The organism is Streptomyces sp. cg36, from assembly GCF_041080675.1.
Classification (GTDB): Bacteria; Actinomycetota; Actinomycetes; order Streptomycetales; family Streptomycetaceae; genus Streptomyces.
The window spans coordinates 5177519-5196910 of record NZ_CP163520.1; the positions used below are offsets into that span (position 1 = coordinate 5177519).

Sequence of the window (19392 nt, forward strand, 5' to 3'; positions counted from 1 at the left end):
CCGGCCCCAGCCGTGGGCGCCCCGGCCGTGGGCGCCGCATCCGGAAACGGCCCCTCCGGAAACGGCCCCTCCAGAGGTGGCGCTTCCGGAGATGGCGCGCCCGGGAACGGCCCGTCCGGGAACGGCGCTTCCGGAGGCGACAGTTCCGGAAGCGGCGCGCCCGGGGAGGGCACTTCAGGGAACGGCTCCTCCGGGGAAGGAGCGTCCGCTTGGGACGACGGGTTGATCGCTCGTCGGGTGAACGAGCGGGCGCAGGAGGAGGTTCCCGTGGTGGAGGCCGAGCCGGTGGAGGCGTACGTACCCATCGGCGGGCCGTACGGGAACGAGCTGCGCGGGCGGCTGGACGCGCTGCGCGAGCTGGTGGGGCTGTCGCGGACCCGGCTCGACGGCCGGACGCTGGCCGAGGCCGGGCGGGTGCTGGACGAGGCGGCGGCGCGCCAGCGGCTGTCCGCGCGGCACACGGTCGTGGCGGTCGCGGGGGCCACCGGGAGCGGGAAGTCCACCCTGTTCAACGCCCTCGCGGGGACGCACATTTCGGAGACGGGCCTGCGCCGCCCCACCACCGCCGCGCCCATCGCGTGCAGCTGGACGGACGGCGCCGCCGGGCTGCTCGACCGGCTGGGCATCCCCGGGCGGCTGCGCCGCCGCCCGCTGCCGAGCGATCCGAACGCCGAGGCGCTGCAGGGGCTCGTCCTGGTGGACCTGCCGGACCTGGACTCCGCGGTCGTCGAACACCGCCGCCAGGCCGACCGGGTGCTCGCCCTGGTCGACGCCGTGATCTGGGTCGTCGACCCGGAGAAGTACGCCGACGCGGTGGTGCACGAGCGGTATCTGCGGCCACTGGCCGGACACGCCGAGGTCACCTTCGTCGTGCTGAACCAGGTGGACCGGCTGCCGGGCGATGCCGCCGACCAGGTCCTCGACGACCTGCGCCGCCTGCTGGACGACGACGGCATGGCGCTCGGCGAGCACGGCGAGCCGGGCGCCACCGTGGTCTCGCTCTCCGCCCTGACCGGCCAGGGGGTCGCCGAGCTGCGCGAACTCCTCAGCCGTTTCGTGCGGGAGCGCGGCGCGCCCGAGCGCAGGGTGGCGGCCGACCTGGACGCCGCCGCCGCGGGGCTGCGTCCGGTGTACGTGGCGGACGGGCGTCCGGGGCTGGACGAGCGGGCCCGGGAGGAGTTCACGGACCGGCTGGCGGCGGCGGTCGGCGCGGCGGCGGCGGGCGAGGCGGCCGAGCGGGAGTGGCGGCGCAACGCGGGCCGTGCGTGCGGCACGCCGTGGCTGCGGCTGTGGCGCTGGTACGAGCGGCTGCGCGTCCCGGGCCGTGAGTCGCCGCTGCCCGGCGCGCCGCCGGAGGAGGAGGTGACGGCCCGCCAGCGCGTGGAGCAGGCCGTGCGGCTGGTGGCCGACGAGGCCGCCACCGGGCTGCCCGCGCCCTGGGCGCAGGCGGTGCGGGAGGCGGCGGTGCGCGGCGCCGAGGGGCTGCCGCAGGCCCTGGACGAGCTGGCGGTGCGGGCCGAGCGCGAGCGCGGCACTTCGCCGAGGCCCGCGTGGTGGCCGGCGGCGGTGCTGGTGCAGGCGGCGATGACGCTGGTTCAGATCGTGGGCGGGCTCTGGCTGGTCGGCCAGATCGTCGGGGTGCTCCGGCCGGGGCTGCTGGTGCCCGCGCTGGTGATGCTGGCCGGGATCGTCGGGGGGCCGCTGGTCGAGTGGGCCTGCGGGGTCGCGGCGCGCGGTCCCGGGCGGCGGTACGGGCAGGAGGCCGAGCGGCGGCTGCGGGAGGCGGCGGCCGGGTGCGGCCGGGCGAAGGTCCTGGATCCGGTCGCGGCGGAGCTTCTGCGGTACCGGGAGGTGCGCGAGCAGTATGTGGCGGTGCGCGGGGGGACGGGGGTGCGGGCCGGGGTGTCGTGAGGGGTGCGCCGCCCCCGCCCGGCCCCCGGTCTCCCCTGAAGGGGTGCCCGGCTCCCGGTCTCCCCTGAAGGGGTGCCCGGCTCCCGGTCTCCCCTGAAGGAGTGCCCAGGCTCCGCTCTCCCCTGAAGGAGTCCTGCCTTTCCCCGAAAGAGTGACGCGGTTTTCCACAACCGGCGGGCCTTCCACAGCCCCCGGCACAAGTCCTCCGTCCGGCCCAGCATGGAGATCGACAGCGCAAGGGTTCGATCGGCCGTCAGGGCCGGACGGAGCCGCGACGGGACAGAAGCCGTGCGCGCCCGCGGGGTGCGCACGGACGTGGGACGGGGGAGTGGTGGGGATGAACGACACACTGGTGACGCTGGTGGGGAACGCGGCGACGCGGGTGGAGTACCGCGAGACGGCGACGGGGGGAGTGGCGCGCTTCCGGCTGGCGGTGACGCCGCGCAAGTTCGACCGGCGCAAGGACGCCTGGGTCGACGGGCATTCGAGTTTCTACACGGTGTGGGCCTGGCGTTCGCTCGGCCTGAATCTGGCGAGTTCGGTGGCGGTCGGGGAACCGCTGGTGGTGCACGGCAGGTTGCGGGTGCGCGACGAAGATCTGGACGGCCGCCGTCGATTTTCGGCCGATGTGGAGGCGATCACCGTGGGGCACGACCTGACGCGCGGGACTTCCGCGTTCCGGCGCGTGGTGAAGAGCGATTCCGCGTTCGCGCATTCATCGAAGGACGCCTTGGAAGAAGTCGGTCCGGGGGTGGGCGGGGCGGATTCGGAGACCCGTAGTGCGGGGTCGGTCGCGGCCGGTGACCAGCCGCCCCCGACGGGACCGGAAGAGGGCGCGGGGGCCCCTGGTGAACGGGGTGCGCAGGAGCTCGCCGCCCTGCCCGTCGCCGCCTGCGCGGTGCCCTGAACATCCCGATCCGTACCGGTGATTTGTCGATAACGCCAGGTCGACACGGGAAGCGGCGATAACGATTCCGATTCGGATTGGTTATCTGATCGCATGACGGGGGATCAGGGGGCGCGGCCTCCATAGGATTCCCGTTACTCACGGGGCACTTGAGTCAGCAGGCGAGGCACTTCCCCCACGCGCACGCACGCGAAAGATCCTCGCCCGAAGGGGAATTCTGTGTTTTCAGTCGTTCACGGGTTTTCTGCACCCACGTCTGTACGCAAGCGCGGCGCCGCACGCCTCGCGGCAGCTGCCGCCGTCACCGGTCTGGTGGCCGGCGGCGCTATAGCCGGCGCGGGCACGGCGGTCGCCGACGCGCCCGGCCAGCAGCACCAGGGTGGCGCGGTCGCCACCATCAAGGGCCTGGACCCGGACGCCTCGGACAAGGCCGTCATCCACCAGCGCGGCGGTGACCGCCCCGTGTCGGCCGGTCTGTTCCAGATGGTCGTCGACGGCGGCGGCACCCTCCGTACGTACTGCATCGACGTCCACAACCCGACCCAGCCCTCCGCGCGCTACCAGGAGACCCCCTGGAGCGGCACCTCGCTGAGCGGGAACCCCGACGCGGGCAAGATCCGCTGGATCCTCGAGCACTCGTACCCGCAGGTGAACGATCTGACGGCGCTCGCCAAGTCGGCCGGGCTCAAGGGCCAGCTGTCCAACGGCACGGCCGCCGCCGCCACCCAGGTCGCCATCTGGCGCTACTCGGACCACGTCCAGGTGGACGCCGTGGACCCGCAGGCCAAGCTGCTGGCGAACTGGCTGACGAAGTCGGCGCAGACGGTCGAGGAGCCGAAGGCGTCGCTGACCCTCGACAACCCGGCGGTCTCCGGCAAGGCGGGCTCCAAGCTCGGCCCGGTCACCGTGCGCACCAACGCCGACAAGGTCTCGGTCACCCCGTCCGAGGAGCTCAAGGCGGCCGGTGTCAAGGTCGTCAACAAGGCGGGCCAGCCCGCCACGACCGCGAAGAACGGCTCGCAGCTCTTCTTCGACGTGCCCGCGGGCGCCCAGCCGGGCTCCGGCTCGGTGACCGTCCAGGCGACCACCCAGGTCCCGGTCGGCCGCGCGTTCGCCAGTGAGTCCAAGAGCCAGACGCAGATCCTCGCCGGATCCAGCGACTCCACGGTCTCCGCCACCGCCAAGGCCACCTGGGCCAAGCAGGGCGCCATTCCGGCCCTGACCGCCGCGAAGAACTGCGCCAAGGGCGGCGTGGACATCACGGCGACCAACAAGGGCGACGAGGCGTTCACCTTCAAGCTCGCGGGCTTCTCGTACACGATCGCCGCGGGCCAGTCCAAGACCGTCACCGTGCCGGTCGCCGAGGACCAGGCGTACGACTTCGTGATCACCGGGCCGAACGGCTTCAAGCAGGAGTTCAAGGGCGTCCTGGACTGCAAGACCGCCGGCACCCCCAGCACCAAGCCGTCGTCGCAGCCCAGCCCCGCCACCGCGGGCGGCACCTCGTCCGGCTCCACCTCCGGCACCACCGGCGGCGGTGACCTGGCGGAGACCGGTTCCTCCAGCTCCACCCCGATGATCGCGGGCGTCGCGGTCGCGCTGGTCGCCATAGGCGGCGGCGCGGTGTTCTTCCTCCGCCGCAAGAAGGCCGGGACCGCCGGGCACTGACCCAGCGGCTCCGAGGGGCGGCACCGCCCACTCGGAGTGACCACCTCGTGACAGTGGCCCCGGTGAGCACAGGCACACCGGGGCCACTGGCGTTCCCGGACGCCGCAGGTCGGCGTTCCGCGCGACTACCCGTTTCCGCCGAGGGGTGGCGGTACGGCAAGATGGGGTGTTACTAGCCTCCCGCCCCCGGAAAACCGCCCCCCACCTGCGGCGGAACCGCAAGCGGGGGGCAGTCTCATGCCGCCTGGGCCGTCCCTGGGCCGTGATCATGAGAACCGGGCCCCTGGAAGACGCGATCCACGGCCTTACGTGTCCGCCCCTCGCTGCTCGGCATCAGGTGTGTGTAGACGCGCAGCGTGAACCCCGGGTCGCTGTGACCCAGGTACGTACTCAGCGCCTTGACGCTCTCTCCGGCGTCCAGCAGCACCGACGCGTAGAAGTGCCTGAGCGCGTGCATGCCGTGCTCGCGGGCCGCTGCGTACCGCTTGCCCTTCTCCGGCTGCGGGATCACGCCAGCAGCCGCGAGAGCGGGCTTCCACGACTGGTCGTTGAAGGCGCTGCGCCACACCGCGTTGTCCGCGTTGCTCGTGAACACCAGGGACTTGGTGAGCGGTTCCCCCTCCGGCGTCAGCCACGGCAAGGTCACCTTGACCGGAGGGAAGCGGCGTAGGTGCTCAGCGAGCGCGCTCCCTACCGCGCTCGGCAGGGGTACGTCCCGGACCTTGCCTCGCTTCGGTGGGGCGAACACGAGCGTTCCGTGCACACGCTTCACCTGGAAGCCGACATGAACCCAGCCGGTGAGGAAGCCGACTTCATCCACGGGCAAGCCGAAGATCTCGCCCTGACGCAACCCGCACCCTGCCCCGACGTCGACCATGGCCCGGTAGTGCTCGGGCAGCGCGGCCCGCACGGCGAACGCCTGCTCGGCCGTCCACGGCCGTACGCGGGTCGGCACCGGCTGCGGCGCCTTGACCGACGTGGCACGGCACGGGTTGCGCCGCAGGATGCCGTCATCGACCGCAGCGTTCATGACGGATGAGACGTTCTCGAAGATCGAGCGGCGGTACGTGGCCGACGGGATCGCCTGCTTCAACTCGCCGGACCAGTCCCGGATGTGCTCGGGCTTGAACGAGGAGAGCGGCCGGGACCCGATGTACGGGTAGGCGTGCAGCCGCAGCCGCGACTCGACGGCCGCCCGGCTGGTCTCGTCCGTGGTCTGGCTCTTGACCCACTTCTCAGCGAATTGCCGGAAGGTGGTCCGGCTCGCACGCGGGTCGATGTACTCGCCACGCGCCATGTCGGCTTCGATCTGCGCCAACCACTGGTCGGCGAGCCTCTTCTGCTTGTCGGGGAAGGACTTGGACTTCTCGGTACCGTCCGGCCCGATATAGCGAGCGCGGTAGCGCAGCCCGATGCCGTAGCGGTCGCTCTTGACCCGGCGGGACTTGCCGTCGGCGCCGATCTCGGTCTTGTACCAGCGGTCTTGGATGTGGCCTGCCACTTCGGAACTCCTCTGGAACGTGAGCAGGGACGCGACCGGGGGTGGTCGCGTCCCTGCGTGGGGTGGTGGGTTCAGTCGTCGTCGTGGTCGGAGAGGTCGTCGACCCAGGCACGGACCGCGGCGGGGTCGTAACGCACGTGCCTGCCGACGCGGAAGCCGGGCGGCCCTATGCGCTTCTTGCGCCAGGTGTAGAGCGTCTCGACGCTCTCCAGGGCGAACAGGGCCACCAGGTCTTCGGGGGTGAGGTAGCGGTCCGGGAGTCCGGCCCGCAGGGTGGCGCGCGGATCGCTGGACGTGGGCGTGGCCATGGCGGCGGGTCTCCTCGTGTCCGGTAGCGCGTAGGGGAGGGGGAGTTGGGTCTGTGCTGTCCGAAGCGGGGATTTCTGCGTCATCGCGTCACGTGCGTCAATCAGGCTGCTGACCTGCGGGTTTCGGTGACGCAGCCGGGCAGGGGCTGCGTCACCGGTGACACGGGCTCCCGTCACGGGGATGACGCAGTGACGGGCGATGACGCACGATTTGCCGTCTGCGTCACGCCCTGTTGCCGCAGGTCAGGGGCTGTCTGTCGGGCCGGTGGTGACGTAGTGACGCAGGTCTTCCCCTCTTAGGACAAAGAAAAGGGGGGTGGTGTCTGTGGTTGTGCGTCGCTCTGTCAGGGCGTGAAGAAGGAGCCGCTTCGCGGCGCGACTCGTGCCAGGGCGGCTGCGCCGCCGGAACAGCAAGAGGAGCACACCCGGCGCGGCGTGCTCCTCTTGCTTGTCCACCCGGCGGCCTCAGAACGCGGGCTGCTGCTCGGGCTCCGGGGGCGGGGCCTGGCGGGTGATCTCGATGTAGCGGGCGGCGCTGGTGCGGCCCCAGTCGACCAGGACGCCTCGGGCGGCCAGGGTGGGCTGGATGCGCCGCAGCCGGTCGGAGAGCACCTTGCCGGTGGTCGGCCACCCCTTGGGCAGGGGGCGGCATTCCTCGCCGCTGTAGAGGGCGGTGAGGGCGTGCAGCCATTCCGCGGACGTCATCCGCACGTCCTCGCCCGGGGCGAGCCCGCCGGCGTGCTTGAGGACCGTCTGTGCGAGCAGGTCGCCCTCGATGACGTCGTCGTTCAGGTCGTCCAGGCTGGCCCGGTAGGCGGCCAGCGTCCCGAAGCCGGTGGCCGCGTCGAGCTGCGCGCACAGGTGGGCGAAGTCCGCCATCCGCAGGTCGGTAGGCGTCTCCGCCTGCACCGCCCGGACCTTGACGGCCAGGTCGAGCAGGGAGCCGAGGACTGCGGGCAGGATCTCGGCGTACTCCGCCCACAGCTCCGCCTCGGTGCGCCGCACCTTGGGACGCTCCAGACGCAGGGTGAGGAGGCGTTCTGCGAGGTCGGGGCGGATGACGCCGACGTCGATCCCGGTCAGCAGCATCGGGCGCCGGTAGCGGGAGCGGACCACGTCCCCGTCCGTGAACAGCGCGCGCTTGATGCTCTCGGCCCCGGTGATGACGCAGCACATCAGGTCGGACAGGTCGGGGGGCAGGTGCGAGAGGTTGTCGAGAGCGGTGATCCATCCGGCGGCCACGGCCGTGATCATGTTCTCTTCGTCCTTCGGCGCGCGGCGCAGGTCGCCGGTCATGCCTTCGATGATCCGCACGAGCATCCGCCCGCCGGTCGACTTGCCTGCCCCCTGCGGGCCGGTCAGGAACGGCGCCGGGACGGGTGCGGAGGGTTCCAGACAGCCGATGAGCCAGGCCAGGGCCAGGGCTTCGGTCTTGGCGTCGGCGAAGTTGCACAGCCGCAGCAGCAGGTCCAGCCCCTTGCCGTTGGTGTCCCTGGCCGGCAGGGGGAGTTCGCCGGTGAGCTGGGTGCGGCGCCAGCAGACCTCTTCGGGGTCGGGGACGCGGATGTCCCACCCGGTGGGGTGGATGCGCACCGACTGGCCGTCATCGCGGCCCAGGTCCAGCCAGGTGGCTTGGTCGAAGCCGGGGGCGACGCGGATGTGGGTGGGCTGTACCGGCTCGGTGAGGGCGAGTGCTTCGATCAAGTCCAACGCCTCCTTGAGGGCGGTTCCGTTGAAGACGCCGACCCCGTCGCGGAAGAGGCCGACCATGAGTTCCTGGCGGTGGCTCCCGCTGGTTCCTTGGGAGCGGATGGGGCGGGCCACAGGGTGGCCGGTGAGCTGCGCGTAGACGGTGCCGTCGATGGTGCGGAAGTAGCGGAAGTGGCCCTGGGCGTAGTCGGTGATGACCTGCCGGGCCGGGCTCTTGTCGTCCTCGGACAAGGCGTTCACATCCCCAGTGCGGTGCGGGCGTTGGCCCACGCGTCGGCGCAGTGCCGGGGCGTCTCGCCCTTGCCTTGCGCGGCGGTGAAGAGCCGGGCGACGTCGGCGTCGGTGAGGCAGCCGCACCGGCCGTGGCGGGAGAGCACGGCCAGGAACGTGGCGTAGACCGTGGCGTGCACACCGCTGGACGCGTCGCTGATCCGCTGTTCCGCCATCTCCAGGCCCCGGCGCAGGTAGGCGGGGGTGCGGTGCGGGCATGTCCCGCCCCCTGGCCGCACGGACACGCCGACCACGGGCAAGGTGGGCCGGTGCACGGGCGGTTTCACGGCCAGTGCGCGGACCGCGTCCGGCAGTGCCGCGAGCGGGCCGGTGCCGGGGCCGAGCCAGCGGGCGTAGGCCATGGTCGACTTGATGTCGACGCCGGGCCGCACGCTGTTCGGGGAGGGCATGGTGCCCTGGTAGATCCAGTGTTCGCCCCGGGTGGTCGGCACGGTCCGAGTGGCGGGCAGCATCCGGCGGGCCCAGTCGACGGCCGCCGTGTCGTCCAGGTCGACGACGGTGAGTCCGGCGCCTCCGGGGTGGTAGGCGACACCGACCGCACGGCGCCACGCCCGCACCCAAGCCAGCGAGCTGATGATGTCGGGGTCGGTGTTGGCGGCGGCCCAGGCGTGGCACGGGGCGGGGCACTGGCACGGGCCCGGCGTCTTCATGTTCGGCCGCCCGCCGCACGCGTTGTTCGCGCAGGTCGGGCAGTTCCCGAACGGCACCTTGCCCTCACGCAGGGGCAGTACCGGCATGCTCGCCTTGGCGAGCCCGAGGGCGGTGTTGAGCAGGTCGTTCATGCGGCGGCACTCCCCTCAAGGGCGAGGTACTGGGTGGCGATCCACTGGGTGTAGGCGGGGGGTACGGCCTGGCGGGCTTCGATGTTGGTCATCCAGGTGCAGCCCATGGCGTCGGCGTAGGCACGTTCGCCCTTGTGCGCGAAGGCGAGAAGGTCTTTGCGGTGCCAGCAGGGCGGCAGCAGGTCGCCGCCCCCGCCCCATGACGTCTCGAACACGCGGTGGCGGCGCAGGTTGAGGCCGAACTGGGTGCCGCATAGCACGTAGTCGGCCCGCAGGGTGCCGTCCCAGGCAGCCTCGGGAACGTTCTCGATGACCCAGGGCAGCCCGCATTCCTTCAGCCGTGTGCGGCCGGGGGTGATGAGGTCGGGGTGGTCGGCCCGGTTGCCGCGCCAGGCCGTGACACGGGCCTTGTTCTGGCACGGCCAAGAGGCATGGACCAGGTCGAAACCGTCCAATGGGAAGGTCAGGGCGTTGGCTTGGTGGAACGTGAACGGGTAGTTCGGCTGGGGCCGGTGGTCAACGCCGGTGACGTCGAAGCCGGCGAGGTAGTAGCCCATGGACAGGCCGCCCGCCCCGCAGCACAGATCTAGCACCTTCAGCCCGTTCGGGCGGCGCAGCGGCAGCACGCGGGCGCTCACGCCGCCACCTCCCACGCCGGGGCCAGCGCTGCGCGTACGGCGTGTCCGATCCACTGGGTGTAGGCGGGCGGGATGCATTCGCGGATGCCGTCCCGGTTCATCCACGGCACCCCAAGGACGCGGCGGGCCAGGTCGACGCCGGAGAAGTTCCCGACGAACTGCCCGTAGTGGCCGGGCGGGACGGGGCGGCCCATCTTGGCCTGCGGCACCAGGTGCACCGGGTGGTCAGGCTGGGTCAGGCTCAGGCCGCCGCTGGTCTCGAAGAACCGGTGCCGGTAGGTCTCCAGGGCGAACATCGGCCCGCACAGCATCACCGGAGCACGCAGCTTGAGGACCGCGCCGCTCACGTTCTCCATCACCCACGGCCGCCCGGTTGTCTCAAGGGCCGTACGGGTGGGCGCGATCAGGTCGGGGTGGGTGTTGCCCTGGATGCGCTGGCACTCGCTGTCGTGCTGGCACGGCGGCGAGGCGTGGATGACGTCGAACTCCGCCCCGTGCGCGAGGACGAACGCGATCGCGTCGGCCTGTACGAACCGGTACGGGTAGCGGGGCTGCGGGACGTGGTCCACGCCGGTCACGTCGAACCCGGCGTCGGCGTATCCCTTGGCGCCGCCGCCCTGGCAGCAGAACAGATCCAGTAGGCGCGGCCTGCGGCCGCACACTCGCCGGATGCCGGTGGGTTGCGTCATGCTGGAGACCTCCACAGGTCTGTTGCTGGCAGGTGGACAGGGCGGCCCCGGACTTTGGCGAGACGGGGGCCGCCCTCTGTGCGTGGAACCACCGAGCTGCCCGGATGGGGTTGTCAGTGGCAGGGGTTACGTTGACCGGGGCGTGCCTGGGGCACGGAGGCCAGATACCGGGAGTGCTGATGTCGACGGTGTGGTTCGTGCTGGCGGTGGGCGGGGAGCGGCAGCACGGAGGGAACGACGGGTACGACGACGATCCGTCGCGGCACTACAGCTGGGACGACACCGTGCCCCAGCATGGCAACATCGCCGCGGGCGACGTCATCGCCCTGTGGGACAAGAAGTCGCTGCTGGGGATGTCAGTCATCGAAAAGATCGATGTCGGCAGCGCCGTGAAGCAGGTCTACTTCCACGAAGCGTGCGGGAAGGCCGACTTCAAGGCGCTGAAGACCGGTGACCTGCGCTGGTGGTGCAACAAGTGCGAGGTCCGCTTCGCGGAACGGCGCAGCCGTGACCGGCAGATCACGACGTACCGGTCGCACCACAGCCGGGCCTGGCAGGACCTGACCGGCCGCCTGACGGGTCAGGAGATCCGCGTGCTGTGCGACAAGCCGCGCTCGCAGCACAGCATGCGCCCGGCCCGCTGGGAGAAGGTCCGCGCAGCCTTGGACGAAGCCGGGGCGACCATGCCGGCCGCAGTCACGGACAAGGCCCGCGCTGTCATCCGCGGGGGCCGCCGCCCTGCCATGGTCCAGGTCCGTGAGGGCCAGGGCCCTTTCCGCAAGCGCCTGCTGGAGGACTACGGCGAGCTGTGCGCGTTCAGCGGGCCGACACCGGCCGTGGCCATGGAAGCCGCCCACCTGTACAGCTTCGCCGACGAGAGCGAACACCACGAGTACGGCGGCTTCCTGCTGCGCCGTGACCTCCACCGGCTCTTCGACCTCGGTCACATCGCCGTCGACCCGGAGACCGGGAAGCTGGACGTCGCGAAGACCGTGCTGGACTACCCCCTCTACGGCGACCTCCACGGCCGTGAACTCACCGTGCCTCTTCGGCCGGAGCACCGGGTGTGGCTCGGAGCCCACTGGGACAAGCACCGCGGCCAGGTGTGACCAGGGCTCCTAGGCCCGGAAGTGGTTGCGCTTGAAGACGGCACGGCCGATGTTGACGACCGTACCGCCGTGACCGCGGCGAGGGCCGAGGACCTGCACAGCGATCCAGCCGCCGAAGATCACGGCGGCCAGGATGATGAGCTGGTGGACGAACGCGGCGAGCGCGGCGAGGAAGCTCGTGAGCAGGAGCAGCCCGCCGCACGCGGCGGCGAAGCCGATCCCGCCGAGCGCGATGTTCACGGCCGCACGGGGCACGGCCGGTTTGGCTGTGACGGGGGCGGGCTGGGCGGGTTCGATGGCGTAGCCGGTGGCCACGCGGCCGTCGGGCAGGACGATGCTGACCACGGTGGGGATGTTGGCTGGGTGCATGGGTACGAGCGGCGCCGCAACGGGCTGGATCGGGGTGGGCTGGTGGACTTGTACGGCCCGTTTGGCGGGCGCGTGGCCGGGGTGTTCGGGGTACATGCGGAATCCCTTCCGGGCGGGGGCAGGGAGGCAGGGGCACCCCCTGCCGGGGGCGTGGTGGAGGGGGTTTCGGGGGTGCTGACCTGCGGGCCTCCCTGACTCCCTGGCAGATCATTTGCGCAGGTGGGAGGGAGGGAGGCGGGTCAGGGAGGGGTGTAGGGAGTTCTCCCTGTCTCCCTGGCCCGCCGGGGTGTGGCTCCCTGATCTATGCGGCGGAAGCGGAACCGTCGTCGTCGCGGTGGGCGAGCGCGCGGGCGACGCGGTCACGGCTGACGACCATGACGCCATCGGACTTGTAGGGCTCCGCGCCGGTGCCGTCCAAGACGCGCTTGAGGTCGAGGAACGACCACTTGCCATAGGCGGCCGCGTTGAGTGCGGCGAGCCGGGCGAGCACGTCCTTCGTGCGCACCCGCTCAGCGGTGCCGACCACGGAGGCGATGTCCGCGAGCGGGTCGCGCTGCTCGCCCTTGTCGATGACGTGCAGCGTGGTGACCCCGTCGCGCAGGGCCTTGGCCCGGTCGGTGATGGCCACGGCCGCGTCGTCGTCGACGTAGTGCGTGCGCACCGTGATGGACGCCTGCCCGGCCGGGATGGCGATGCCGTCCGAGGCGACGACCAGCGTTCCCCGGTCCAGCCCGGGGCGCAGGAGGTTCGGCGCGGCCCCGCCGTCGACGGCCTTGTCTCCGAGCGCCATGCGGGCCTGGGACTCCGTGCCGAGTGCGAGGGAGGCCCGGGTGTGGGCGCCTTCGCGGACGAGCTTGGGGAGGTTCTGGTCGGTGGGGTCCTGGGTGCCCTGCCACATCAGGACGTTGACCGCCCGACCCTGATTGTGGATCTTCCGAACGGCCATGAAGTACCGGGAGTTGGCCTTGGAGCCGCCGTAGGGGCGCTTCTCGTCGTCCTTGACCGGGCACATGAACGCCACCTGCGCTTCGTCGACCAGGACGATCAGCGGCGGGAACGCGGTCCCCTGGGGTGCCTGGATGCGGCGGTTCATCTCCTCCACCGCACCTTCGACCATCTCGGTCACCTGGATGACGTGGTCGTCGGTCGGCCCCTGGATCAGGGTGGTGGCCAGGCCGTCGAACATGGCCCAGTCGCCCACGCCCTTGAGGTCGCCCATCAGGAACTGAACCGACTTGTCCAGCGCCAGCCAGAGCGCCAGCGAGCGCAGCGCCACGGTCTTGCCCTGGTTGGACAGGCCCGTGATCAACAGGTGGCGCTGGTAGAGGCTGAGGGCCGCCGCGTCCCCTCGCAGGTCCTGGCCCCAGGGGGCGCGGCCCTTGGCGTAGTCGGCGGTCATCGTCTCGTCCGTGACCAGCGGGGACGGGCCGATCGGCTCATCCAGTGCCCCCGAGTCCGCCACCCACAGCCGGACCGTGCGGGCGGCCTGGGGGATGGTGATGAACACCTCGTGCTCGTGCCGGGAGAGGTTTTCCGCGAGCTTGCGGCGCCGGTTCTGGACTTCGATCGTCGACACCCCGGAGGGGAGGGTGACGTCGACTTCCACGCCGCATCCGGCGATGCGGATCGGGCCGAGCATCGCCGCCCCGGCGTCGCCCATCTCCTTGATGGCCCGCCCCAGCGCGGGAACCCCGAGGTCGCGCAGGGCCTTGACGACGATGGACGGGGTGATCGGCTCGCCCTCCCCGTTGCGGACCGCTGCGGGCAGTGCCCAGGTGGGGGCGGCCTGCTGGTGACGGCCGACGCCCCACAGGGCGAGCAGCGCGAGGAACGGGCCGATCGTGAGGGCCGGGCCCCACACCACGGTCGCGATGGTGATCAGCAGGTTGATGAACTCCACCGTCGCCATCAGCGGGGTGACGACCTGGGTTGCGTCCTTCGTTGCCACCGCCATGACGACACCGAGGGCGACCAGGGAGCCGATGCCCATCCCGGTACTCACGGCCACGCCCTTGGCCGCGTCCAGCGGAGAGTGGAGCAGGTCCATGCGGCGGCGGTGGCGGGCGTCGCGGAAGCGCTGGCCGCGCTCTTCCCACTCGGCCGCCACCTCGTAGTTCCCGGCGGCTTCGGCGGCGCGGAGCATGCGTTCGTAGCGGGTGGCGGTGCGGCCCTCCCAGGTGCGGCGGGCCACGATCCTGCCTCCGCCCACCACGTACATGCTGTGCCGGACCACCAGCCGGCTGGCGGTACGGGTGTGTTCGTGGGCGACCACATGGCGTACGGCCCGCCCGGAGCGCACCCACAGCGGCACAGACGGCTTCTCAAGGCCGGGCGCTGCTAAACCAGCGCCCGGCGCTCGCGAGTGCTCCACGGGGGCGTGTGCGGTCTTCTTGGTGAGGTGAACGATGTGGGAATCCATGGGAGTTGTCTCCTGATGAGGATGACGTGCTGAGGGAGGGGGGCTACCACCAGCCGGAGGACTTCTTGGCGGCCTTGGCGCGGGCGGCCTCGGTCACGACGCGCTGACGCTCCATCTGCAACGCGGTGATCTCCGCGATCAGACGGGTCTCGGCGCTCTGCCACGAGGTGTCCATGCGCTGGTCGGCCCGGTCGGTGCCGGTGCCCCGGTGCAGGCCGCGCGCGGTGGAGACGGCCGCGCCGAGCACGGCCCGGCGCTCACGGCCGTTCAGCGGCCACAGCTCGCGGTTCTGGACCGCCTGAACCTTGCGTTCGGTCTGCTGGATGGCCCGGTCAAGGCGCCGGGTGTCGGGCTTGCCCATGTCAGGCACTCCTCACGGCTTCGGAAGGTGCGGGAAAGGCGCAGGTCACACACACGCCGAGCGAACGCGGGATGCAGTAGTCAGCGACCGTGCCGCAGCCGGGGCACGTGCGGCGGGCCAGCATCGCCAACGCGAGCGCCCCCCACTTGCGGGCCGTCATCGGCCGCACCGGCGCCGCCCGGTCGACGCGGTACAGGTACGCCACGCTCACCCCGCCCGTACGGTGCCGGGAACGGCGCATGACCTGCGCGGCCACCGGCTGACCACCCGGCCGCAGCCCCTGTGCACGCAGTTGGCGGCGGGTGGCGTAGCCCTCCGGAGCGAAGCGCCACGGGAAGGTGGGGATGCCGTGGCGGGCGCCGGTGGGGTCGTAGCACTTGCCGTACGCGGCGGACATCAGACAGCCGCCGTAGCGGAGACGCGCTCGGCGCGCAGCGTGTCCCGCAGCGTGCGGGCCGTGGCCGGAGCAGTGTGCAGCTCCCGGCGCAGCCGCTCAGCCGTCAAATCCGCATCCGGCCACCCGGCCGTCAGCACCCGCGCTTCGGTAAGCAGTTGATCGGGGCTCCGGCGCGGTTGAGTCGACCGGGCCGACTGCGGGACACGGCCGGTCGCCCGGCGCGGGCGGGCCGACTGCGCCGCCGACGTCTGCCCGATCGGGCCGAGCACGGTCGACGGGAGGGGCTTGGGCGGGACCACCGGCTTGAGGAACCCGACCTGCACCGCCGCCAGAATCCGGGTCGGATTGACCGCCACGGGCGGCGGGGCCGATTCGGGCAGGTCAGCCGTAGACCGAATCATCTCGGTCTGATCCGATTCCTCCGCATACGCGGTCGGGGCCGGTTGGTGGTGCAGCACCTTGGCGACCAGGTCGGAGCCGAAGTAGATCGAGCCGACCGGAAGCGACGTCGCCAGCAGCACCAGCAGCCAGTTCGCCGGGCCCCAGTCGGCCAGTCGGCCCCAGTCGACCGCACGGCCGTGCAGGCCGGGAGCGAGGCCGTGCACGTAGTTGAGGACCAGCGAGGCGGCGGTGTAGGTGCCCAGCACCCGCAGTGCGAACCGGCGGTCGGGGCCCACGAGTACGAGGGTGGCGACCAGTGCCAGCGCCATCAGTCCGTCCACCACGACCGGGTAGAGCGTGGCGGCGGTCTGGTCGGCACCGACTGCCCGGGCGATGTCCCGCAGCGCGTTCCACGAGACCCGGAACGCCATGGCGACCACGGCCACCAGCGCGAGCACGAGCAGGCTCTTGCCCCGGCGGGTCATCCGGCACCGCCGAGGGTGGCCAGGAGCGCGAGGACGAGCAGGGCGCCGCCCGCCATGATGGCGTCCACGGCCCGGCGCAGCGTGGTGAACTTGGCCACCGCGATCCGGGACAGGCCCGCGATGTCAGCGGCCAGGTCCACGGCCGCAACAGCCGTGATCTCGCGTGGGGTCAGCGTCGCCCACAGCGGGAAACCGTGACGGCCGCCCAGGTTCGGGCGGACCGACCGCAGCAACAGTCCGGCCGCACCCACCAGAACAGCCAGCCCGAGACTGCCCAGCACGTAGGCGGGAGCGTTGAGCGGGAGGTCCCGGGTCACGGTCCAGCTCCCGGCGAGCACCGCGCCGACGAACGCCAGCAGCAGCGCGGTCTTGGAGTCGGTGCGCGCGATCTCTGCCTTCACCTCAGCATGCGCGGCGCACAGGTTCTGGTCGGCGCTCATGCGGCACCGCCCGGCAGGGTCGTGCTGTTCGTGTGGTTGAGCAGGGCGACCCGTGCGGCCAGCGCCCGGCGCCGCGCCCGGCGGATGCGGCGCGCGTCCAGCTCGGTCGGCGGGCGGTCCAGGGTCATGATCTGCGCGTCCAGCAGCTCAACGTCCGCGAGGATCACGGGCATCTCGCGCTCGATCGCGTCCAGCTCAGCGGGCGTCGGCTCGATCCAGTCCGCGAACGCGGTAACAGCGTCCTGAACTGTGGCAATGTGGTCCATGAGTCGTCTCTCTCCCTAGCAGGTAGTCACGGCTCAGCGGCCCCGGAGTTGCACCTCCGGGGCCGCGCCGTTGAGGGGTGGTGCCGTCAGTCGCGCGAGTCCGCGCCGGTGCCGCCCTGGCGGGCGGTGTCGTCCTGCGCCGCGTCGGCGTTGATCTGCTGACCGCTGCCCACGTGGATCGGGCCGGTGCTGGACTCGATGACGACCGACGCGCGGTTCTTCAGCTCTTCCAGGCTCATCGCCACGGTGGGCTCCCTTCGCGGTGACCGGCCGGTGGTGGCCGGAGCGCCCCGGCCGGGAGTCGAACCCGGCCTACGACCATCAGGGCCGCCACACAGGCAGATCAGGCGGAGAGAGCGGCGGCGCCCGCCTCACGCAGCGCCGTGTGTGCCTTACGCGCCCGCAGCCCGGCCGCCGCCAACTCCTCGGCCGGGACATCACCGATGGCCATCGCCGCGTCCACCGCCTCCTGAGCGACCGCCAGCAGGCTGCGGTCAGAGGTGGTCATGTACAGGGCGTCCATGGCGGAGGTGACGGCCGACCGGGCCGCGTAGCGGGCCCGGCGTGCCTCCACCGTGTCGGCCAGCCCGTCCCGGCGCGCCTCGATCTTCAGATACTGCTGTTCACGGTGACCGACCACGGCCGCCAGCAGCGCCGGAATCCCCTCAGCCAGCGCCTGGCGCCGCCGCTCACCCTTCGCGGCCCGCTCCGTGCGCGCCGTGCTCAAGTGCTGCATCATCCCGGCGACAACGGCGCCAGCGAGCGTTCCCAGTACGGCAATCAGCGTTGCGATCATGACTTCCCCCCACGGGGTCTCGGATCGGATGGTCCGGCTCCCCTCAACCCCGCCCGTACGGCCCCGCGCAGAGCGCGAAACCGGACGGGCGGAGGAGGCAACCGGCCGCAGCACACGAAGCGCTGCGGAAGATCAGAAGTGGTGCACAGGTCTCCTTACGGGCCGACGGCTGAGCCGCCGACCCGGCGAAGGTGTATGGAGACGTGACCTTTCGGTCTCGAACCCTCCGGCTGACAAGGCGCCGGGAAACCTCCCCCCGACCAACGCGGGGCCCCTGGTTCGTACCGGTGGTGCACTAAGCGGGATTACACCGCTTGCTCAACTTGTTGGTACAAGCTGATGTAGTGATGCTGCACCCACGGAGGGTGAGTCGTCAAGGGATTGGGGCCCACATGTACCAACAAGTTGCGCGAGTGCGTCATGATGAGGGCATGAGCAAGCAGCCGAAGTACCGACAGGTGGCCGATGCGCTCCGCCGCGAGATCGACAACGGCACGTACGCCCCGGGGGCGCGGCTGCCGTCAGAAAGTGAGCTGTCCGCCCGGTTCGACGCGTCCCGCAACACGGTGCGGTCGGGTCTGAACCTGCTGGTCACAGAGGGGCTGATCTCGTCCAGCCAGGGGCTCGGGTATGAGGTGCGGTCGCACGAAGTCTTCGTGCTCAACGCCTCCCGCTTCGAGAATCTGGATCTCCCGCAGAACGGTGACGCGTACAGCACTGACGTGACGGCCGCCGGGCGTCGGCCGCATCAGACCTTCCGTGTAGAGCTCACCCCGGCCCCGGAATACGTGGCCGAACGGCTCAAGGTCGAAGCGGGCGCCACGGCAGTCTTGCGCTTCTGCCACCGGTTCGTCGACGACGTGCCGTGGTCCACGCAAGCCACCCACTATCCGGAGTGGCTGGTGGCCAAGGGGCCGCGTCTGACCGAGCCGGGGGACATCGCAGAAGGGACCACGCGCTATCTCGCGAGCCTCGGCATCGAGCAGATCGGGTACTTCGACGAGATCGCTACCCGCATGCCGACGCCGGAGGAGGCTCGGCTTTTGGAGATAGGAGCGGGGGTGCCGGTGCTCCTGTGGACGCGTACCGGCTACTCGGATGAGCGCCCGATCCGGTGCACGATCACCACCTTCCGGGGCGACCTGAACCGGATGAACTACGAGATCGGCGCCTTGGGTGCCCGAAGCGAGAACGAGCCCCAGTGATAATCACCCCTGCCCAGCCGGGCGACCTGTCCAAGCTGCTCGCCTTCCGAGAGGAGGCGGCGGCTTGGCTTAGGGAACTCGGCAGCGACCAGTGGAGCCGTCCCTACCCGGCCGACCGCCTCTTGGCCACCATCGAGAGCGGGACCGTGTTCATGGTCCGTGACGGTGACGTCACCGCTGCCACGATCACGCTGACGCCGGAAGCCGAGGCGGGTCTCTGGACGGCCGACGAACTGAGTGAGCCCTCGATGTTCATCAACAAGCTCACCGTGGCCCGCACCCATGCCGGACAGAACGTCGGTGGCCGGTTGGTTGATTGGGCAGGGGACCGGGCGTACCGCGCGTCCGCGAAGTGGCTCCGGCTCGATGCCTGGACCACGAACGAGGGGCTACAGCGCTACTACCTCCGCCAGGGATTCGATCACGTCCGGACCGTGAGGGAAGGGGGAGCGGTCAACGGCGGCCCGCGTGTCTCGGGCTGGCTGGCTCAGCGCCCGGCCCGGCCGAGTGATCACGGATTCATTGACCTGACCCCTGCTCCGGGCGCTGTTTCGCGCTCTTCCTGACGCCCGGCCGGGGCCGTCTGTGGGCCGTCCGGGGGCCGCCAACGCCGACTGGCGACGACCAACGCCGACCGCCCGGGGGGAGCGGTCGGCTGAAGGTCCCCTGATCAGGAGCCCCTGACCTACCCATTCGCCCGCAGGGCTGGACGACTGGCAAGATGGGGTGTATCTGCCCACAGCCCGATTCACACTGCCG

At 71.3% G+C, this 19392-nt stretch carries 21 protein-coding genes; 6 read left to right on the forward strand and 15 right to left on the reverse strand.

Annotated features, from left to right (window positions below; all coding sequences use genetic code 11):
* Window positions 1–237 precede the first annotated feature (237 nt).
* The 3 genes from AB5J87_RS22940 to AB5J87_RS22950 all read left to right on the forward strand — a co-directional run bounded on the left by AB5J87_RS22940 (window position 238) and on the right by AB5J87_RS22950 (window position 4486).
* Complete coding sequence (locus tag AB5J87_RS22940; RefSeq protein WP_369378894.1) at window positions 238–1911, forward strand: GTPase; 1674 nt, start codon at window positions 238–240, stop codon at window positions 1909–1911.
* Window positions 1912–2248: 337 nt separating this feature from the next.
* Window positions 2249–2818 (forward strand): single-stranded DNA-binding protein, encoded by a 570-nt coding sequence (locus tag AB5J87_RS22945; protein ID WP_369378896.1) that lies wholly within the window; start codon window positions 2249–2251, stop codon window positions 2816–2818.
* Window positions 2819–3037: 219 nt separating this feature from the next.
* Complete coding sequence (locus tag AB5J87_RS22950) at window positions 3038–4486, forward strand: LAETG motif-containing sortase-dependent surface protein (RefSeq protein WP_369378897.1); 1449 nt, start codon at window positions 3038–3040, stop codon at window positions 4484–4486.
* A 235-nt stretch (window positions 4487–4721) separates the two neighbouring features.
* On the opposite strand, the gene AB5J87_RS22955 is transcribed toward AB5J87_RS22950, so the two are convergent.
* The 6 genes from AB5J87_RS22955 to AB5J87_RS22980 all read right to left on the reverse strand — a co-directional run bounded on the left by AB5J87_RS22955 (window position 4722) and on the right by AB5J87_RS22980 (window position 10405).
* Complete coding sequence (locus AB5J87_RS22955; RefSeq protein WP_369378898.1) at window positions 4722–5987, reverse strand: tyrosine-type recombinase/integrase; 1266 nt, start codon at window positions 5985–5987, stop codon at window positions 4722–4724.
* 71 nt (window positions 5988–6058) lie between these two features.
* A complete protein-coding gene (locus AB5J87_RS22960; RefSeq protein WP_369378899.1) occupies window positions 6059–6295 on the reverse strand; it encodes a helix-turn-helix transcriptional regulator in 237 nt (78 codons plus the stop codon).
* Between the two features lie 465 nt (window positions 6296–6760).
* The gene (locus AB5J87_RS22965) at window positions 6761–8236 is read right to left on the reverse strand and encodes an ATP-binding protein (protein WP_369383636.1); all 1476 of its coding nucleotides are present in this window, start codon (window positions 8234–8236) and stop codon (window positions 6761–6763) included.
* 5 nt (window positions 8237–8241) lie between these two features.
* Window positions 8242–9078 carry a bifunctional DNA primase/polymerase gene (locus tag AB5J87_RS22970; protein ID WP_369378900.1) on the reverse strand — a complete coding sequence of 279 codons (837 nt, stop codon included), beginning with the start codon at window positions 9076–9078 and terminating at the stop codon, window positions 8242–8244.
* Window positions 9075–9716: a class I SAM-dependent methyltransferase gene (locus AB5J87_RS22975; protein WP_369378901.1), complete on the reverse strand. Its 642-nt coding sequence runs from the start codon at window positions 9714–9716 to the stop codon at window positions 9075–9077. Before AB5J87_RS22975 ends, AB5J87_RS22970 begins: the two co-directional genes overlap by 4 nt.
* A complete protein-coding gene (locus AB5J87_RS22980) occupies window positions 9713–10405 on the reverse strand; it encodes an SAM-dependent methyltransferase (RefSeq protein WP_369378902.1) in 693 nt (230 codons plus the stop codon). The genes AB5J87_RS22975 and AB5J87_RS22980 overlap by 4 nt, the downstream gene beginning before the upstream one ends.
* A 179-nt stretch (window positions 10406–10584) precedes the next feature.
* Between AB5J87_RS22980 and AB5J87_RS22985 the strand changes: the two genes are divergently transcribed.
* On the forward strand, window positions 10585–11514 hold the full coding sequence (locus tag AB5J87_RS22985; RefSeq protein WP_369378903.1) for an HNH endonuclease: 930 nt from the start codon (window positions 10585–10587) through the stop codon (window positions 11512–11514).
* 9 nt (window positions 11515–11523) lie between these two features.
* On the opposite strand, the gene AB5J87_RS22990 is transcribed toward AB5J87_RS22985, so the two are convergent.
* The 9 genes from AB5J87_RS22990 to AB5J87_RS23030 form a co-directional block, all read right to left on the reverse strand.
* Window positions 11524–11979, reverse strand: a complete 456-nt coding sequence (locus AB5J87_RS22990; protein ID WP_369378905.1) for a hypothetical protein — start codon at window positions 11977–11979, stop codon at window positions 11524–11526.
* A gap of 205 nt (window positions 11980–12184) precedes the next feature.
* Complete coding sequence (locus AB5J87_RS22995) at window positions 12185–14302, reverse strand: FtsK/SpoIIIE domain-containing protein (protein ID WP_369378907.1); 2118 nt, start codon at window positions 14300–14302, stop codon at window positions 12185–12187.
* Window positions 14303–14345: 43 nt separating this feature from the next.
* Complete coding sequence (locus AB5J87_RS23000; RefSeq protein ID WP_369378908.1) at window positions 14346–14663, reverse strand: hypothetical protein; 318 nt, start codon at window positions 14661–14663, stop codon at window positions 14346–14348.
* 1 nt (window position 14664) lies between these two features.
* Window positions 14665–15060, reverse strand: a complete 396-nt coding sequence (locus AB5J87_RS23005) for an RRQRL motif-containing zinc-binding protein (protein ID WP_369378909.1) — start codon at window positions 15058–15060, stop codon at window positions 14665–14667.
* Entirely contained in the window at window positions 15060–15926 is an 867-nt protein-coding gene (locus tag AB5J87_RS23010) for a DUF2637 domain-containing protein (protein ID WP_369378911.1), read from the reverse strand. Before AB5J87_RS23010 ends, AB5J87_RS23005 begins: the two co-directional genes overlap by 1 nt.
* On the reverse strand, window positions 15923–16366 hold the full coding sequence (locus tag AB5J87_RS23015; RefSeq protein WP_369378913.1) for a Pycsar system effector family protein: 444 nt from the start codon (window positions 16364–16366) through the stop codon (window positions 15923–15925). The genes AB5J87_RS23010 and AB5J87_RS23015 overlap by 4 nt, the downstream gene beginning before the upstream one ends.
* Window positions 16363–16632: a DUF6284 family protein gene (locus tag AB5J87_RS23020; protein ID WP_369378914.1), complete on the reverse strand. Its 270-nt coding sequence runs from the start codon at window positions 16630–16632 to the stop codon at window positions 16363–16365. The genes AB5J87_RS23015 and AB5J87_RS23020 overlap by 4 nt, the downstream gene beginning before the upstream one ends.
* Window positions 16633–16718: 86 nt before the next feature.
* Window positions 16719–16877 carry a hypothetical protein gene (locus AB5J87_RS23025; RefSeq protein ID WP_369378916.1) on the reverse strand — a complete coding sequence of 53 codons (159 nt, stop codon included), beginning with the start codon at window positions 16875–16877 and terminating at the stop codon, window positions 16719–16721.
* A 98-nt stretch (window positions 16878–16975) separates the two neighbouring features.
* A complete protein-coding gene (locus tag AB5J87_RS23030; RefSeq protein ID WP_369378917.1) occupies window positions 16976–17428 on the reverse strand; it encodes a hypothetical protein in 453 nt (150 codons plus the stop codon).
* Window positions 17429–17859: 431 nt separating this feature from the next.
* Here AB5J87_RS23030 and AB5J87_RS23035 point away from each other — a divergent pair, with 431 nt between their 5' ends.
* Together AB5J87_RS23035 and AB5J87_RS23040 are read left to right on the forward strand one after the other, a co-directional pair.
* Window positions 17860–18633 carry a GntR family transcriptional regulator gene (locus AB5J87_RS23035; RefSeq protein WP_369378918.1) on the forward strand — a complete coding sequence of 258 codons (774 nt, stop codon included), beginning with the start codon at window positions 17860–17862 and terminating at the stop codon, window positions 18631–18633.
* Complete coding sequence (locus AB5J87_RS23040; protein WP_369378920.1) at window positions 18630–19199, forward strand: GNAT family N-acetyltransferase; 570 nt, start codon at window positions 18630–18632, stop codon at window positions 19197–19199. The genes AB5J87_RS23035 and AB5J87_RS23040 overlap by 4 nt, the downstream gene beginning before the upstream one ends.
* Window positions 19200–19392 lie beyond the last annotated feature (193 nt).